Source organism: Bradyrhizobium tunisiense (genome assembly GCF_042263385.1).
Classification (GTDB): domain Bacteria; phylum Pseudomonadota; class Alphaproteobacteria; order Rhizobiales; family Xanthobacteraceae; genus Bradyrhizobium; species Bradyrhizobium tunisiense.
Window position 1 is genome coordinate 39325 of record NZ_JBHLEV010000001.1, and the last position, 16188, is coordinate 55512.

Genomic DNA, 16188 nt, shown 5'->3' on the forward strand with positions numbered 1-16188 from the left:
CTAGACTGTCAGACCTTCCGAAAGAGGATCCGCCATGCGCCGACCTGCCCTCGCCTCCCTGCTGGCCGCAACCACCGCCCTCTCGCTCACCTTTGCGCTGGCCTTTGCCACGCCGTCCCGGGCCGCCGAGGATGCGGTCGTGATCCCCGCCCCAGCCGTGGATGCGGCACAAGCGAGCGGGATCCAGACCGCGGTGGTCGCCGGCGGCTGCTTCTGGGGCGTGCAGGGCGTCTTCCAGCACACCGCAGGCGTCGTCAACGCGGTCTCCGGCTATGCCGGCGGCACCAAGGCGACCGCCGACTACAAGGCGGTCTCGAGCGGCCGGACCGGCCACGCCGAGGTCGTCGAGATCAAGTACGATCCGAAGAAGATTTCCTACGGCAAGATCCTCCAGATCTACTTCTCGGTGGTGCACGACCCGACCCAGCTCAACCGGCAGGGCCCCGACGTCGGCCCGCAATATCGCTCGGCGATCTTCGCCACCTCCGACGAGCAGAAGAAGGTGGCGGAGGCCTATATCGCCCAGCTCAATGGCGCCAAGGTCTTCAGCAAGCCGATCGTGACCAAGGTCGGCCCGCTGGAGGCGTTCTACCCCGCGGAGGCCTACCATCAGGACTATCTGACGCTGCACCCGAACCAGCCTTACATCGCCTATAACGACCTGCCGAAGGTCGAGAACCTGAAAAAGCTGTTCGCGGATAACTACATTGAAAAGCCGACGCTGGTCAGTGCCAGCAAGGCCACCAACTGATCGCGAGATCATCTCAGGAACGGGAGACCCATGCCCGACACCAAGACGAAAACCACAGACGACAAGGTCATCAAGAGCGAAGAGCAGTGGCGGCAAGAACTGACGCCGATGCAGTACGCGGTGCTGCGCGAGAAGGCGACCGAGCGGCCGTTCTCCGGCGAGTATGAGCACGACCACCGCGCCGGCACCTATGTCTGCGCCGGCTGCGGCAATCAGCTGTTCTCTTCCGACGCCAAGTTCGATTCCGGCTGCGGCTGGCCGAGCTTCACCGCGCCTGCCGTCGAGAGCCATATCGACGAGGAACGGGACGTCAGCCACGGCATGATCCGCACCGAAGTGCTCTGCTCCAAATGCAGCGGTCATCTCGGCCACGTCTTCCCCGACGGCCCCGGGCCGACCGGCCTGCGCTACTGCATCAACTCGGCGGCGCTGAAGCTGGAGCCTAAATAATCAGCATGCGGCGTCGGGTTCCCTCGTGGAACCCGACTCCGGGATGTGCTTTCTTCTCTGGCGGTGCGGTGAGGCCGATCACGCATTTTGGCGACCGCCAGGGAGGAAGCCATGTCACTCGGGACCATCCTGATCATCCTGGTGATCATCTATCTTCTCGGGGGCCTGTCCGGCCGCCTGGGGGGTTACGGCTATGGCCTGGGCCATTCCGGCATGGGGATCGGCGGCGTCGTGCTCGTGGTGCTGGTCCTGCTGTTGCTTCTTGGCAAACTGTAAGCCAAATAAAGCATTGAAATTACAAGGTTTATCGCGCGTGCGGGGCTGCCATGCGCGGATTCATCATCTCCCATCGCGGGGGTCGCATTTTTGTCAAAACGGCCTATATTAGAGGTCGAAAATGGCATGTGCGGCGGGCCCGCTTGATTGCGGCCCTGCCCTCCCAAACCCCACGCGCTTAAAGCCCCAGACAAGATCACGAGGTCTTTGACCATGCGTCCACTGCGTCCGTTCAACTTCAACACCTCCGCCGAACTCTTCCCCGCCGCGATCCGCAAGAAGAAGCGTGCAGGCTTCACCTATCGCCGGTTCGGCACCGCGGCCGAAGCCGTGCAGTTCGCGATGGAGCAGTTGCCGACGGATTCGCTGAACGGCGCCTATCTCCAGGTCGAGGAAGCGCGCTTCGACCAGAACGGCATCCGCTCGCTCTATGAGAGCGAAGCCTTCCCGTTGCCCCGTCGTCCCAAGCCGGCGCAGCCGGCCGAAGCCGACGCCGACGCGGCGTAAGTTTTTCGCAAGCATCCGATGTGCGTGGAAAGCGCGATGGCCGAAAGGCCGTCGCGCTTTTTGCGTTTTGAGGCTTTCGTGCTTCCACAGCGTCATGGCCTGGCTTGTCCGGGCATGACGAACCGCTGGGCAATTGCGCACCTACATCCGCGGCTGCTTGTCGAGCCAGCGCTGCAGCAGACGGACGTTGCGCATGTTGGCGCGGAACATGACGTCGAAAGCGTCGCCCGCGAACGGGACGATGCCGACCACGCCGTCGAGCGCGACATTGCCCAGCATGCGCGCGGTAATGTACCAGGGTGCGCCCAGCGCGCGGGCCTCGCGCACCAGCCACAGCGAGATCGCCGTCGTGATGATGTCGCCGACGACAGGGATCAGGCCGATCAGCCCGTCGATGCCGTAGCGGATGTTGGTGCCGGGCACGATGAAGGCAACGTCGAGCAGCTTTGCGATCGCCTCGAGCCGCGCGATCCGCTGCTCGCGCGTCAAATTGCCGAACGGATTGCCAGCAAACGGATTGTCCTTGCCGAGATCGAAGCGGAACTCGCGAGATCCCGGCTCCAGCGCCTCGGGGCGGACCTCATGGCCCTCCTGATCGATGATCGGCCCGCGCGCCGCCTTGCCTGAGGCTGCACGCGAGCCGCTGCCCGAACGGGATCGGCGCGGAGCAATGATATCGTCGTCGGACATGGTCATGGCCTCGAAGGAACGCGCCGCCGCGGCGAAAGGTTGCTGCGCCGCGCTCTAAAGTCGCGCGCTCAGGTCGGCGCCGCCACTGCTTGCGGCTCCTTGACGTATCTGTGCACGAGCCAGGACGAAATCACCGCCGGCACGAACCCGACGAGGCCGTACAGGATGAACTGCACCGCGCCCGAGTCCGGCCCGCGCGAACTGTAGGTGAGCGAAGCCAGCACGAAGGCGAACAGGCCGACCAGCAGCATCCGCAAGCCAGGGCCGATGCGCCTGATATGGACCAGGATGTCGTCGACCGCGCCGATCATCAGCGCGGGCAGGAAGCCGAACAGATAGCTGTATTGCAGGGTCTTGAAGAACACTGCGAACAGCTTGCCGACCTCGCCGAGACTGGTCTGGGTCCAATAGCCGGACTGATAGGTCGTCGTCAGCAGCAGCAGGAACCCGCCGACGAACGGGCCGACCAGCGCAAACACCAGATAGCGTTTCATCGAACACCCTCACACTTCTTCAGTGTTATAGCAGCGCCGTGGGAACCTTGAATAGCGGGGCGGACCTGCCTTTGCGGGAACAAGTGACACAGCGACGAGTTCAGACAGGACCTGAATTATCCCTGTCACATTGGAGCCGTCCATGGCCCGCAAATTTCTTCTGGCGACAGTCACGCTGGCGGCCCTGACCGGCCTGTCGAACCCGCCCGCCCTTGCGCAGGGCCATATGGGCACGCCGCAGGAACAGCAGGCCTGCTCGCGAGACGCGCAGCGCTTCTGTCGCAAGGACCTCGGCAATGACGGCGCGGTGCAGAGCTGCCTGCAAGCCAACCGGGCCAAGCTGTCGAAGTCGTGCAGCAAGGTCTTTCAGAGCCACGGCATGTGAGGCTAGGACCATCCCCAGCGAATGGAGAGTGAAGCCATGTTGCGCGACGAACAGCTCTCGATCCTGCGGGACATCAGCCAATCCGTTGCCTTCGCCGACGATCGGCAAGGCAAGATGGGGCAACTGATCGCGGACGGTTACGTGATGAAGGACGGCGACCTGTTCGAGCTCACCGCCAAGGGCGTCACCGCCATCGAGGAACACGCAGCCGCGCTCGGCACCACCGATGCGGAACAAGCGAGCGCGTCCTCTGATCGGCTGATTTGATCGCGCGCACGCTCTGTGCGTGACGTCGATGCAACAACTGCAAATTCCTTCATGTCGACCATTGCAGCCGCTCGACAATGGCGCATACTTCGCTCGGGCGGCGCAGCACTTTTCGATTCGAGCATCAAGAAATCGAGCGACCACATGCGGGACAAGGTTCCCGACGTGAAGGCTGTGACATGCGGCAGATCAAGTCGCGTGCGGCGCCCCAAAAAACCAAGTGGCTCAAGCCCAGGGACATCGGGGACCCATTCTGCATGACACGCACTCAGACCATCGCTTCGCTTTTCGTCGTCGCAACCACCGCCATCGCACTCCAGACCTCACCCGGCCTCGCCTTCTCGTCCGAAGCGCAGCAGATGTGCACGGGCGATGCGATGCGGCTGTGCTCCGGTGAAATCCCGGACATCCCCAGGGTCAGGGCCTGCATGGTGCGGAACAAGGCGCAAGTCAGCCCCGGCTGCCGCGCCGTGATGGACCGCGAGGCCGGCGCCGCAACTGCATCGCGCAAGCGGGAAGCGGCGGCGCAGTAGCGCCGGACCATCCGGTTGTCATTCCGGGCGACGCGACGGGACCGCGCAAAGCGCGGCCCGGAAACGTCGAACCCGGAATCCATTTCTCGACGTCACCCGCTGCACGATGGATTCCGGGTTCGCTTTGCACGCCCCGGAATGACAGCAGCAGCTCAATCGCCCCACTGCGCGAAGGCGTCGTTGAAGGCGCGTTCGCCGGGGGCGCCCTTCTCGATGGCGATGATGGCGCGGCGCTGGTTGGCATAGACCAGCGGCACGTCGAACCACGAGCGCTCCTTCAGGAGCTGGACGTTGCGGGAGCGGTCGGCGTCGACATTCGACAGGCCGACCAGGAAGAAGCCGTCGGTGACCTTGACCGCGAGCCCTGCGAGCGGCGTGCCGCGGGCCTGCTCGTTCGACTTCATCAGGATGCCCGGCACGTTGGAGACGCTGCCGCCGGGAAAATCCGGCGGCAGGATGAAGGTCAGCTCCGCCGTGTGGCTCGCCGGCAGCGAGGAATCGGTGTTGCGGCGGAACGACATCGTCATCTTGAACTTGCGGTCGGGAATCTCGATGTCGGCGCGCACGGCGACGTCGGCCTTCTGGTTGCCCGACGCCTTGATCGGCTCCAGCCGCCACACCACCGAGCCGACATATTGCTTGCCCTTCGGATCGGACGGATCCTCGTCGTAGAGCACCACCTTCTGCGCCACCGGCGCGACGGGCTGGTCGCTGGCCGAAGGCTGCCCGACGCGATCGGGGATCTTCGGCTTGCTCTGCGGCTGCGCCGGAGCGGGCGTGTCCGCCACCTGCGTCGCGGATGGCTTGATAAAGCCGTTGACGATCTGGACCAGCTGCTTGCCCCAGAGGATGCCGGCGCCGACCAGGATGAGCACGATGCCGACGGCGATCGCGCTCTTGAACGGGAAGGCGGAGCCGGTGCGGACGCGCTTCTTGGCCTCGCGCTCGGGCGCGATGCGCGGCCGCGGCGAAGACGGCTGCGGCGCGTAGCGCTCCGCCTCCTCGATCGACTCGTCGTAGGAATAGGGCGCCTCGGACTCGCCGGCGCGGTTTTCCAGGCTCGGCTCGAGCCGGTCGAATTCCGGCGTGGGCGAGGGCACGTTGGCGTAGGTGCGGCGTGCGGCGCGGCTGGCCTGCGCGGCAGCGCCGCCGAGATCATTGGCATCGGCCGTGATGTCGCGGAAGCCGCGCACGCCCGGTGCCGGCGGCAGCGGCGGCGGCGGTCCGGCATCAGGCGGACGGCGCGCACCGGCGCGATCGCGTCCGGCCGGCTCCGGCATCGGTGGCGGGGCAGACGGTCCCGGTTGGCGCGGGGCGTCGAAACGGGGCGCGCGCGGCGGACGCTGCGCCTCGCCCTGGTCATCGACGTTGAAGGACGGACGGTCGGCCCGGGGCGGCGGCGGAGCCGGACGCGTACGCGGCGGAGGCGGCGAGGCCGCAGCCGCGTTGCCTTCAGTGGCTCTTGTGCTGGCGCGGCGAAAGGCGTCGCCGCTGCGGCCGCCCCCACCGGGGCGCGAGGCCTCGCGGGCACGCTGGGCAGCCTCCGATTCGACCTTGCGGACGGCCTCCTCCAGCGACAACCTTTCGCGGGTGATCTCGGATTCGGAGAGCGGCGGCTGTACGCTGCGCAACTGCGCGATCAGGGCCGTGCGCGCCCGCTCATAGAGCGCGCGACGGCTTTCGCCGGGAGCGTTCGGGTCCAGGGCGGCAATAGCGCGGGCGATCAGCGGATAGTAATCAGCCATTTCAACTCAACTATACCCGCGTCCTGGTAAGAGATCGTTAAGCCTCAAACGGGTTTTGCACCAGGATAGTATCCTCGCGTTCGGGGCTGGTGGAAAGCAGTGCGACCGGGCACCCCACCAATTCCTCGATCCGCCGGACATATTTGATGGCCTGGGCCGGCAGGTCGGCCCAAGACCGCGCACTGGCGGTTGGCTCCTTCCAGCCCTCGATGGTCTCGTAGATCGGCTCGACCCGGGCCTGGGCGCCCTCGCCGGCCGGGAAATGGTCGATCTCCTTGCCGTCGAGCTTGTAGCCGGTGCAGACCTCGATCGTGTCGAAGCCGTCGAGGATGTCGAGCTTGGTCAGCGCCAGGCCGTTGATGCCGCAGGTGCGGACCGCCTGGCGGACCAGCACGGCATCGAACCAGCCGCAGCGGCGCGGGCGGCCGGTATTGGTGCCGAACTCGCGGCCGCGCTCGCCGATCTTGCGACCGGTCTCGTTATCCTGCTCGGTCGGGAACGGGCCCTGGCCGACGCGGGTCGTGTAGGCCTTGCACAGGCCGAGCACGTAGCCGACCGCAGCCGGCCCGAGGCCGGCGCCGGTCGCGGCCTGCGCCGCCACCGTGTTGGACGAGGTGACGTAAGGATAGGTTCCGTGGTCGACGTCGAGCAGCGCGCCCTGCGCGCCCTCGAACAGCATGCGCTTGCCTTCGCGACGCTTGATGTCGAGCAGCCGCCACACCGTCTCGGCGTAGGGCAGAAGCTGCGGCGCCAGCGCGGTCAGTTCCTTCAGGATATCCTTGCCGTCGAACTCCGGCAGGTTGAGGCCGCGGCGCAGCGCGTTGTGGTGGGCCAGCAGGCGGTCGATCTTGTGCGGGAGCGTGTCGAGGTCGGCGAGGTCCATCAGGCGGATGGCGCGGCGGCCGACCTTGTCCTCATAGGCCGGGCCGATGCCGCGGCGCGTGGTGCCGATCGCGGTCGCCGCGCTGGCGGATTCGCGGTGCGCATCGAGCTCGCGGTGCAGCGGCAGGATCAATGTGACGTTTTCCGCAACGCGCAGGTTGTCGGGGCTGATATCGACGCCCTGCGAGCGCAACTTGGTGACCTCGTCGAGGAAGGCGGCAGGATCGAACACCACGCCATTGCCGATCACCGATAGCTTGCCCTCGCGGAGCACGCCGGACGGCAGCAGCGCGAGCTTGTAGGTCTTGCCGTTGATGACGAGCGTGTGGCCGGCGTTATGGCCGCCCTGGAAGCGGACGACGATGTCCGCCTGCTCCGACAACCAGTCGACGATCTTGCCCTTCCCTTCGTCGCCCCATTGGGCGCCGACGACGACAACATTGGCCATTCGCGGGTAATCCTTCGAAGATTTCTCTGTAGGTGGTATGATCCGAACAGAAAACCGGGACCCACTTTTCCGGGATCATGCCTGCGCCCAGCCCAATTCCCGGCCCAAGGCCGATCACACGCGAGGCAGCCCAACCGGATAAAGGAAGCAGCCTCTCTAGGCAAGCAAGAACCGGACTTTTTCAGGGCTTCGAGGCCGCTCCAAGCCTTTGATATCCCCGGAAAATCCAGAAACCTTCGCCGTCGGCGCGCTCCCTTCGACCAAAGCGTAAGAGGCTCGATCCGCCGCTGCATGGTCGCGATGCATCCGGCCCCGTTGAAGCAACTTCGATTTCCGTGTCTTTGGGCAGCGCCGGGCGATCAGCCGGCCCGGATCCCGCCGGGCCGGAAGCCTCGGTGTACGCGGGGCCCACCAGACACAATGTCCGCCACCGGTCAAACCACCAGCGCGGAAACATCCGGTCATAGCTGGATCGCCAACCAGCCTTATCTGCTGCTCAGCATCACCGCGCTGTGCTGGGCCGGCAACGCCATCGTCGGGCGCCTCGCCGCCGGCCACATCCCGCCGGTCACGCTGTCGTTCCTGCGCTGGTTCTTCGCCTTCCTGCTGGTGCTGCCGTTCGCCTGGAAGCATCTCGCGCAGGACTGGCCCGCGATCCGCGGCAAGCTCGGCCTGATGGTCACGCTGTCTGTCGCCGGCATCGGCGCCTTCAACACGCTGCAATATTGGGCGCTGGAACATACCCAGGCCCTCAACACGCTGCTGCTGCAGTCATCCGCGCCGCTGATCGTGGCGCTGTGGTCGCTGGCCATCCTCGGCATCAGGCTCACCGCGGCGCAGGCGTTCGGCGTGCTGCTGTCGATGTGCGGCGTGCTCACGATCCTGCTGCACGGCGATTTCACCACGCTTTCGAGCATCGAGTTCAACAAGGGCGATCTCATCTTCATCGGCGCGCTAGTGATCTTCGGGCTGTATTCGGTGCTGAGCCTGAAGCGTCCGCCGATGCACGGCCTGTCGTTCCTCGCCTTCACCTTCGGGGTCGGCGCCGCCTGCCTCATTCCGCTGGAGATCTGGGAATTGTACGCGCGCCCGGTCATGATGCTCGACGGGCCGAATCTCTTGACGCTGTTCTACGTCGCGGTGTTTCCCTCGACGCTCGCCTATCTCTGCTTCAATCGCGGCGTGCGCCTGATCGGCGCCAACCGCGCCGCGCCGTTCTTCCACGTCGTGCCGGTGTTCGGCTCGATCATGGCGATGTTTTTTCTGGGCGAACTCCCCCAGGCGTTCCACTTCATCGGTTTTGCATTGGTGCTGTCGGGCGTGTTCGTGGCGTCGAGGACGCAGGCGAGTTGAATTCTTCCTTCTCCCCTTGCGGGAGAAGGTGGCGCGAAGCGCCGGATGAGGGGTTCTCTCCACTCGCGCGATTGTCCGTGAGGAGAGAACCCCTCACCCGTCTCGCCGCTATCGCGGCGAGCCACCCTCTCCCACAAGGGGAGAGGGAAAGAGCCGCGCCACAGACATTCCTACTTCGTCCTGAACTTGCTGTACGCCTCGCTGGTCGCAATGATCACGTGCTCGGCGCAGCCATTGAGGCGATGCGGGTCGGCTTCGCGCTCGTAGGCTTCGGAGGTCATCATGTCGAGGAAGGCCGCGACGGTCGGATAATAGACCAGCGCCACAAAGTCCCAGTCGTTGCCGGCGTGCGGTCCGAGCGCGATGGCCTTCGCCTCGCCGGTCCAGAGCAAGGTGCCGCCGCGCGCCTTGATCATCGGGACGGTGATCGCGCTGTAGCGCAAGTATGCGTCCCAGCCGGATCCGTCGCCGTCACGCGAGCGCGCGTGGAAACGCATCAGGTTCAACATCACCACCGGCGACTGTGGATCGATCTGCTCCAGCCCCTCGATGTTCAACATATTAACCGCCAAAGCCGCCTCCTCGGGTCATGCCTGCATTGTAGCATTGCGGCGCTGTGACTTGTGCCATGACGCCAATCCGGCGCAAGCTCGTAAGCAACGCCAATGACGATCGCTTCGCCCGCGCCAAAGGCCTCCAATCCGGCCAGTTGGCTCAACAACCAGCCTTACTTGCTGCTGAGCCTGACCTCGCTGTTCTGGGCCGGCAATATCGTGCTCGCGCGCCATGTCGGCGCGCATGTGCCGCCGCTGACGGTGACTACGATTCGCTGGTTCGGCGTGTTCCTGATCCTGTTGCCGTTCGCCTGGCCGCACCTGAAGAGCGACTGGCCTGCCTTGCGCAGGAGCCTGCCTCTGATGCTGTTCCTGTCGCTGGTGGGCTTTGCCTTCAACAACGCGATCTCGTACTGGGCGATGCAGTACACGGAGGCGTTGAACGCGCTGCTGATCCAGTCGGCAGGCCCCCTGTTCGTGGCGCTGTGGTCGCTGGTGCTGTTCGGCGTGCGGCTGACGGGTGCGCAGCTCGCCGGCATCGCAATCTCGCTGCTCGGCGTGCTCGTCATCATCCTGCGCGGCGATTTCGCCGCGCTCGCGAGCATCAGCTTCAACCGGGGCGACCTCATGTTCGCCTCCTCGCTGGTGGCGTTCGGACTCTACTCGGTGTTCATCCCGCGGCGGCCGAAGATCCACCAGCTCTCCTTTCTGGCCTTCACCACCTGCTGCGGCGCGACGATGCTGCTGCCCACAGCGATATGGGAGGCGGCCAGCGGCCGCGTGCTGCATTTCGACGGGATCACGCTGGCGACGATGGGCTACATCCTGATCTTCCCTTCGACGCTGGCCTATCTCTTCTTCAACCGCGGCGTGGCGCTGATCGGGCCGAACCGGGCGGCGCCGTTCTTCCATCTGGTGCCGGTGTTCGGCTCGGCGATGGCGATCCTGCTGCTCGGCGAAACGCTGCAGCGGTTCCACCTGATCGGCTACGCGCTGGTGCTCGCCGGCGTCGTGATCGCCTCGCGCCAGGGTTCGGCGGTGAAGTAATTCCGCGGGACGGACGCTGCGGGCTCGTGTCCCGGACGCGCTGCAGCGTGCAATGCTGCTGCGCAGAGCCGGGACACAGAGTGCCGCAGCATGGGCCCCGGCTCTGCGGCGCATCATTTCGTGCTGCGCAGCGTCCGGGGCACGAGACAAACTCCCGTCTTCCGGTTTCGGATCAGAGCAGCTAGGTTCCCAGCCAACCAAGAAGAGGGAACGTCCAGACATGATTTCAGCGTTGATTCGAAACCTGCGCGCCGTGGCTACGGCCGCGCTCTGTCTCGCCGCCGCATCCGCGGCACAGGCCGACAATTATCCCAGCCGCAACATCACGCTGGTGCTGCCGTTCGCGGCCGGCAGCGGCACCGACACCACGACGCGGCTGATTTCGCAGCAACTGTCGCAGGCGCTCGGCGTCGGCATCGTGATCGAGAACAAGGCGGGCGCCAACGGCATGCTGGCCGCGACCTATGTCGCAAAGGCCGCCCCCGACGGCTACACGCTGCTGGTAACCACCAACACCACGCATTCGGCCAATCCCTATCTGCTGAAGAGCCTCACTTACGATCCGGTCAAGGATTTTACCCCGATCGCGCGCACCGGCGATCTGCCCTTCATGCTGGTGGTCAATCCGGAAGTGCCGGCCAAGACCGTCGGCGAGCTCGTCGCCTATGGCAAGGCCAATCCGGGCAAGCTGAGCTACGCCTCGGGATCGTCCTCGGCGATCGTGTCGGGCGCGACCTTTGCGCATAATGCCGGGCTCGACCTGCTGCACGTGCCCTACAAGAGTTCGCCGCCGGCGCTCAACGACGTCATGGGCGGCCGCGTGTCGATGATGTTCGTGGATATCCTGACCGGCCTGCCGCACGTCAACGGGAATGCGCTGCGCGCGCTCGCGGTCACCACCAAGGACCGCTCGCCACTGGTGCCGCATCTGCCCTCGATGCAGGAGGCCGGCGTGCCTGATTTCGACATCTCGTCCTGGCAAGGCTATTTCGGTCCCGCCGGCATGCCCAAGGAGATCGTGGTGCGCCTCAACGCCGAGATCAGGAAGATCGTCGAGAATCCCGAGATCAAGGCCAAGCTCGCCACGCTCGGCATGGACGCGTTCTCAGGGACGCCGGAGCAGCTCGGCACGTTCGTCAACGAGCAGCTCGTGCTGTGGGAAAAGCTGATCACCAACGCGAAGATCGAGAAGCAGTAGAGTCCGCCACTGCTACTGTCATCGCCCGTGTAGGCGGGCGATCCAGTACTCCGAGACGGCGGCTGGAACCGAGAGGCTGCGGCGTACTGGATGCCCCGCCTTCGCGGGACATGACGGGCGAGAGGATGGAAAAAAGGTGGGCACGATGCTTTCGCGTCTTTGCCCACCTTACGAATTCAGCGCAGGAAACTCACGCCGCACGCACCTTGGCGAGGAAGCCGTCCACCGCGTTGCGCAAGGCGCCGGACTGGCTGTCCAGCTCACGGGCATTGGTGAGCACGTCGGTGGCCGCGTTGCCGGTCGCTTCCGCCGCAGAGGTGACGCTGCCGATATTGGCGTTGATCTCGCTCGAGCCGGTTGCGACCGACTGAATGTTGCGGGCGATCTCGCGGGTCGCCTCCCCCTGCTGCTCGATCGATGCGGAAATGCCCGCGGTGATCTCGCTCATCTCGGCGATGGTCTGGGTGATGCCGGAGATGGCCGTGACCGCATCGCTGGTCGAGGTCTGCATCGCCGCGACCTGCGCGGAGATCTCCTCGGTCGCCTTGGCGGTCTGGTTGGCGAGCGCCTTGACCTCGGAGGCGACGACGGCGAAGCCGCGCCCGGACTCACCGGCGCGGGCCGCTTCGATGGTGGCATTGAGCGCGAGCAGGTTGGTCTGCGCCGCGATCGAGTGGATCAGCTTGACGACCTCGCCGATCTTCTCGGCGCCGGTCGAGAGCACCTGCACCGTGGCATTGGTGCGTTCGGCGTCGCTGACGGCGCGGCTCGCGACTTCCGTCGAGCGCGTCACCTGGCGGGAGATTTCCGCAACCGAGCTCGACAGCTCTTCGGCGGCCGCGGCGACCGTGCCGACATTGCCGGAGGCCTTTTGCGAGGCAGCGCCGACCGTCGCCGCACGCGACGAGGCATCACTGGCGGTCGCGGTCATCGACTGCGCCGTCGTCTGCATGCCGGCCGCGGCCGAGGAGACCGAGCGGACGATGCCGTTGACGCTGCGTTCGAAGTCGTTGGCGAGCTCCACCATCGCATTGCGGCGTTCCGCCGCGGCCCGCTGCTGTGCAGCCGCCTCGGTCTGCTCGAGCTCGCGAATCTTCTCCGCATTGGTCTTGAAGATCTGGACGGTCGCGGCCATCGCGCCGATCTCGTCGCCGCGGCCGACGCCCGGGATATCCCCCTCCAGTCTGCCGTCGGCGAGCTCCTTCATGCGGGTCCCGAGCAGGCTCAGCGGCCGGCTGATACTGCGGCCGATCAGCCAGGCGACGGCGCCGGCCACGAGCATGATGCCCATCAGGGAGAGACCGAGCAGCCAGGCCACCGGCGCCAGCTTGGCATCGAGGTCATCGAGATACGCCCCTGTGCCGACGAACATGTTCCAGCCGGGAATCGCCACAGCATAGGACAGCTTGCGGATAACTTCCTTTTCGCCGGGGCGATTATATTCGTACCGCAGTGTGACGTCGCCTTTGGCAGCGACACCGTCGCGCAGCTCGCGCGCGAGCTTGCGGCCGTTGGTTTCGATGTCCAGGCGGTTGGTGCCGTGCTGCTTCGGGTCGGGCGTCAGCACGGCGACCCCTTCCATCGTATAGGCGAATATGTAGCCCGAGCCTTTATCATAGGTCATCGAGCTGCCGCGACGGACGAACTCCGCGATCGCCGCGTCCTTGGTGAGCTGCCCAGCATCGACCTGCTTTTGCAGACCGAGCGCCATGTTCCGCGACATTTCGACCATGGCTCTGGTCTGCTCCAAGCGGGCGTCGACCAATTCCCGCCGCATCAAGTGCGCTGCCAACAGGCCAGCGACGCAGAGTCCGAGCAGGGCCACGCCGACAAGGATGCCCAGCTTGGGGGCGATCTTCAGATTGCTCAACTTCACGGGATGGCTCCGGCAATAAGGGGATACGGGCACGCGACCAGATCGATCAAAATCAAATCAACTTCTATTGGCCGACCCCTTAGCAAGTTACTTACGCGCCTCCGTAGAAGCCCGGACGCAGGCGCGGAAACCGGCAACTTATCTCCGGCCCGACAACCGGGAATTGTAGGCCATCAGCTCGATTTCGCGTAAAAGACGTAAAGACCCACCCGCGGAGGCGGGTCGCAACAAGAACCGACAAACCAAATCGGGAGCGAGAAATGCCGAAATACAGGGTGGTGACGCCGAAGGGCGCGAGCTTCACGGTCGCGGGCAGCGACTATTCCTTCGAGCGCGAAGCGCTCGATCCGATCGATGCCGAGATCGTCGAGGCGCCCGCTGACGAAGCCGGATTCATTGCCGCCGCGAAGTCCGCCGACGCGATCTACGCCAAGGGCATCCCCATCACCAAGACCATCATCGACGCGCTGGAAGGCTGCAAGGTCATCACGCTCGGCTCGGTCGGCGTCGACAGCGTCGACGTCAAGGCCGCCACGGCGCGCGGCATTCCCGTCACCAACATCCCCGACACCTTCATCGAGGAGGTCGCCGATCACGCCATGATGCTGCTGCTCGCCGGCTTCCGCCGTCTGGTCGAGCAGGACCGCATGGTGCGCGACGGCCGCTGGGCCGAGGGCCGGCCAGCGCTGCTCAAGGTCCCCAGGCTGATGGGCCAGACGCTCGGCTTCATCTCGTTCGGCCGCGTGGCCCGTGCCGTTGCGAAGCGCGCGGCACCATTCGGCCTGCGCATGATGGCCTACGATCCCTTCATTCAGGAAACGCTGATGTACGACCACGGCGTGATCCCGGCGACGCTGAACGAGGTGCTGTCGCAATCCGACTTCGTCTCGATGCATGCCCCGGCAAGGCCGGAGGTCCATCACATGCTGACCGAGAAGCACTTTCGGCAGATGAAGAAGGGCTCGATCTTCGTCAACACCGGGCGCGGCGCCACCGTGGACGAGGAGAGCCTGATCAAGGCGCTGCAGGAGGGCTGGATAGCCCACGCCGCCCTCGACGTGCTGGAGAAGGAACCGCCCTCGCACAACAATCCCCTGCTCGGCATGGAGAACGTGACCCTGACCGCCCATGTGGCGTCGGCCTCGGCACGGTTTGACGAAGCGCGCAAGCGCCGGGTGGGCTACGAATTGTCACTGGTGCTGCAGGGCATGTGGCCGGTAAGCTGTGTCAATCCGTCGGTGCTGCAGTCCACCACGCTCCGTCGCTGGCAACCCGTCAGCATGGATCGGGGGCCGAACAGCTAGGCGGTCGGCGCGAACGCGCCGACGACCGAAACGACCCTTCACCGGTGATCAACGCCGGGAAGGGAGACATCATAGGGAGGTACTGATGAGGAACGACATCACACGTCGTGATGCCTTGGCGCTGGGCCTGTCCGCTGCAACGCTCGCGGCCACCGGTGCTGCAGCGCAAACATCCAATATCAAGGCCGCGGACGTGGCGGCGCCCAAGCGCGAGATCGAGAAGGGTGCATCCTTGCGGATGCTGCGCCCGGTGCGTTTCGTCCAGGCCGACGAGGATGTGTTCCGCGCAAATGCGGCAAAGTTCACCAAGGAGACCGGGGTCGAGGTCAAGGTCGACTTCGTCGGCTGGGAGGACATCAACCAGCAGACCGCGGTCACCTCGAACTCCGGCGCCGGCCCCGACATCATCATCGGCTTCTCCGACGCTCCCCACATCTACGTCGACAAGCTGATCGACCTGACCGACGTCGCCGACTATCTCGGCAAGAAGTATGGCGGCTGGCAAAATCTTGCGATGGCCTACGGCAAGAAGGCCAAGAGCGACACCTGGATCGGAATCCCGTTCGGGGCTACGGCCGGGCCTCTGATCTATCGCAAGTCGGTCCTCAAATCCGTTGGGTTCGACAAGGTCCCGGAAGATCCTGCCGGCTTTCTCGATCTGTGCAAGAAGCTGCAGCAGGCGGGAAAACCGGCCGGCTTTGCGCTCGGCAATGCGGTGGGCGACGGGAACGGCTTCGCGGACTGGATGATGTGGTCGCACAACGCCGCGCTGCTGGACGAGGAAGGCAATGTCACCATCAACAGCAAGGAAACTGTCGCGGCGCTGAAATACGTGAAGGAGCTCTATCCAACCTTCATCGCCGGCACACCGTCCTGGAACGACGTCAGCAACAATCGCGCCTATTCATCGCAAGAGATCGCACTGACCGCAAACGGCGTCTCGCTCTATTTTTCGCTGAAGAACGATCCGGCCACGGCTCCGATTGCCGAAGATTCAGAACATCAATTGTTGCCGAAGTTCCACGCACAAGCCTCGCCAATGTCGGGACTGACGCTGAATGCCATGGTGTTCAAGCACAGCCAGTACCCAAATGCCGCAAAGGCCTTCTTGCAATTCATGCTGGAAAAGGAACAGTACGAGCCGTGGCTCAACGCCAACAGCGGCTACTGGTCGCAATCGCTCGCGGCTTACGCCGATGCGGCAGTGTGGAAGAGCGATCCCAAGGTCGCGATCTTCAAGAATACCATGAACAGCAAGTACTACGCCGGCTACAAGGGCCCGATCTCGACTGCTACCGGCGCTGTTCGTGCGGATTATGTGACGGTGCAGATGTTCGCCTCGGTCGCGACCGGGGCGGCGACGCCGGAGGCCGCCGCCGCGGAAGCGGAGCAGCGCTGCAAACGGTACTTCCGGCGGCAGCGGTAAGG

The 16188-nt window shown here is 64.9% G+C and carries 18 protein-coding genes; 12 read left to right on the top strand and 6 right to left on the bottom strand.

What is annotated here, in order from left to right:
* Positions 1 to 34: 34 nt before the first annotated feature.
* The 4 genes from msrA to ACFDR6_RS00205 all read left to right on the top strand — a co-directional run bounded on the left by msrA (position 35) and on the right by ACFDR6_RS00205 (position 1984).
* Positions 35 to 751 (top strand): peptide-methionine (S)-S-oxide reductase MsrA, encoded by a 717-nt coding sequence (gene msrA, locus ACFDR6_RS00190; protein WP_317241025.1) that lies wholly within the window; start codon positions 35 to 37, stop codon positions 749 to 751.
* 30 nt (positions 752 to 781) lie between these two features.
* A complete protein-coding gene (gene msrB / locus ACFDR6_RS00195; protein ID WP_212088329.1) occupies positions 782 to 1201 on the top strand; it encodes a peptide-methionine (R)-S-oxide reductase MsrB in 420 nt (139 codons plus the stop codon).
* Positions 1202 to 1312: 111 nt separating this feature from the next.
* Positions 1313 to 1477 (top strand): DUF3309 family protein, encoded by a 165-nt coding sequence (locus tag ACFDR6_RS00200; RefSeq protein ID WP_212088327.1) that lies wholly within the window; start codon positions 1313 to 1315, stop codon positions 1475 to 1477.
* A gap of 213 nt (positions 1478 to 1690) precedes the next feature.
* Positions 1691 to 1984 carry a hypothetical protein gene (locus ACFDR6_RS00205; protein ID WP_212088325.1) on the top strand — a complete coding sequence of 98 codons (294 nt, stop codon included), beginning with the start codon at positions 1691 to 1693 and terminating at the stop codon, positions 1982 to 1984.
* Positions 1985 to 2125: 141 nt separating this feature from the next.
* Here the strand turns inward: ACFDR6_RS00205 and ACFDR6_RS00210 are convergent, their stop codons facing one another.
* Both ACFDR6_RS00210 and ACFDR6_RS00215 read right to left on the bottom strand, forming a co-directional pair.
* Entirely contained in the window at positions 2126 to 2680 is a 555-nt protein-coding gene (locus ACFDR6_RS00210) for a DUF4112 domain-containing protein (protein ID WP_212088323.1), read from the bottom strand.
* Between the two features lie 62 nt (positions 2681 to 2742).
* The gene (locus tag ACFDR6_RS00215) at positions 2743 to 3168 is read right to left on the bottom strand and encodes a DUF5413 family protein (RefSeq protein ID WP_212088321.1); all 426 of its coding nucleotides are present in this window, start codon (positions 3166 to 3168) and stop codon (positions 2743 to 2745) included.
* 142 nt (positions 3169 to 3310) lie between these two features.
* On the opposite strand from ACFDR6_RS00215, the gene ACFDR6_RS00220 reads away from it, so the two are divergent.
* The 3 genes from ACFDR6_RS00220 (at position 3311) to ACFDR6_RS00230 (ending at position 4353) form a co-directional block, all read left to right on the top strand.
* On the top strand, positions 3311 to 3553 hold the full coding sequence (locus ACFDR6_RS00220) for a cysteine rich repeat-containing protein (RefSeq protein WP_212088319.1): 243 nt from the start codon (positions 3311 to 3313) through the stop codon (positions 3551 to 3553).
* A gap of 36 nt (positions 3554 to 3589) precedes the next feature.
* The gene (locus ACFDR6_RS00225) at positions 3590 to 3820 is read left to right on the top strand and encodes a PIN domain-containing protein (protein ID WP_317241028.1); all 231 of its coding nucleotides are present in this window, start codon (positions 3590 to 3592) and stop codon (positions 3818 to 3820) included.
* Between the two features lie 257 nt (positions 3821 to 4077).
* Positions 4078 to 4353 carry a hypothetical protein gene (locus ACFDR6_RS00230; RefSeq protein WP_212088315.1) on the top strand — a complete coding sequence of 92 codons (276 nt, stop codon included), beginning with the start codon at positions 4078 to 4080 and terminating at the stop codon, positions 4351 to 4353.
* 152 nt (positions 4354 to 4505) lie between these two features.
* Here the strand turns inward: ACFDR6_RS00230 and ACFDR6_RS00235 are convergent, their stop codons facing one another.
* Positions 4506 to 6098, bottom strand: coding sequence for a hypothetical protein (locus ACFDR6_RS00235; protein ID WP_375856993.1), 1593 nt, complete (start codon positions 6096 to 6098; stop codon positions 4506 to 4508).
* 37 nt (positions 6099 to 6135) lie between these two features.
* Positions 6136 to 7428, bottom strand: coding sequence for an adenylosuccinate synthase (locus ACFDR6_RS00240; protein WP_212088305.1), 1293 nt, complete (start codon positions 7426 to 7428; stop codon positions 6136 to 6138).
* A 420-nt stretch (positions 7429 to 7848) separates the two neighbouring features.
* On the opposite strand from ACFDR6_RS00240, the gene ACFDR6_RS00245 reads away from it, so the two are divergent.
* Complete coding sequence (locus ACFDR6_RS00245) at positions 7849 to 8781, top strand: DMT family transporter (protein WP_212088303.1); 933 nt, start codon at positions 7849 to 7851, stop codon at positions 8779 to 8781.
* A 170-nt stretch (positions 8782 to 8951) separates the two neighbouring features.
* On the opposite strand, the gene ACFDR6_RS00250 is transcribed toward ACFDR6_RS00245, so the two are convergent.
* A complete protein-coding gene (locus ACFDR6_RS00250; protein ID WP_212088301.1) occupies positions 8952 to 9341 on the bottom strand; it encodes a DUF1330 domain-containing protein in 390 nt (129 codons plus the stop codon).
* A 105-nt stretch (positions 9342 to 9446) separates the two neighbouring features.
* Between ACFDR6_RS00250 and ACFDR6_RS00255 the strand changes: the two genes are divergently transcribed.
* Positions 9447 to 10382 (top strand): DMT family transporter, encoded by a 936-nt coding sequence (locus tag ACFDR6_RS00255; RefSeq protein ID WP_212088299.1) that lies wholly within the window; start codon positions 9447 to 9449, stop codon positions 10380 to 10382.
* A 220-nt stretch (positions 10383 to 10602) separates the two neighbouring features.
* The gene (locus tag ACFDR6_RS00260; RefSeq protein WP_212088297.1) at positions 10603 to 11580 is read left to right on the top strand and encodes a Bug family tripartite tricarboxylate transporter substrate binding protein; all 978 of its coding nucleotides are present in this window, start codon (positions 10603 to 10605) and stop codon (positions 11578 to 11580) included.
* A gap of 190 nt (positions 11581 to 11770) precedes the next feature.
* Here the strand turns inward: ACFDR6_RS00260 and ACFDR6_RS00265 are convergent, their stop codons facing one another.
* Positions 11771 to 13456 (bottom strand): methyl-accepting chemotaxis protein, encoded by a 1686-nt coding sequence (locus ACFDR6_RS00265; protein ID WP_375856997.1) that lies wholly within the window; start codon positions 13454 to 13456, stop codon positions 11771 to 11773.
* Between the two features lie 260 nt (positions 13457 to 13716).
* Between ACFDR6_RS00265 and ACFDR6_RS00270 the strand changes: the two genes are divergently transcribed.
* Both ACFDR6_RS00270 and ACFDR6_RS00275 read left to right on the top strand, forming a co-directional pair.
* A complete protein-coding gene (locus ACFDR6_RS00270) occupies positions 13717 to 14760 on the top strand; it encodes a C-terminal binding protein (protein WP_375856999.1) in 1044 nt (347 codons plus the stop codon).
* A gap of 85 nt (positions 14761 to 14845) precedes the next feature.
* On the top strand, positions 14846 to 16186 hold the full coding sequence (locus tag ACFDR6_RS00275) for an ABC transporter substrate-binding protein (protein ID WP_317241034.1): 1341 nt from the start codon (positions 14846 to 14848) through the stop codon (positions 16184 to 16186).
* Positions 16187 to 16188: the final 2 nt, after the last annotated feature.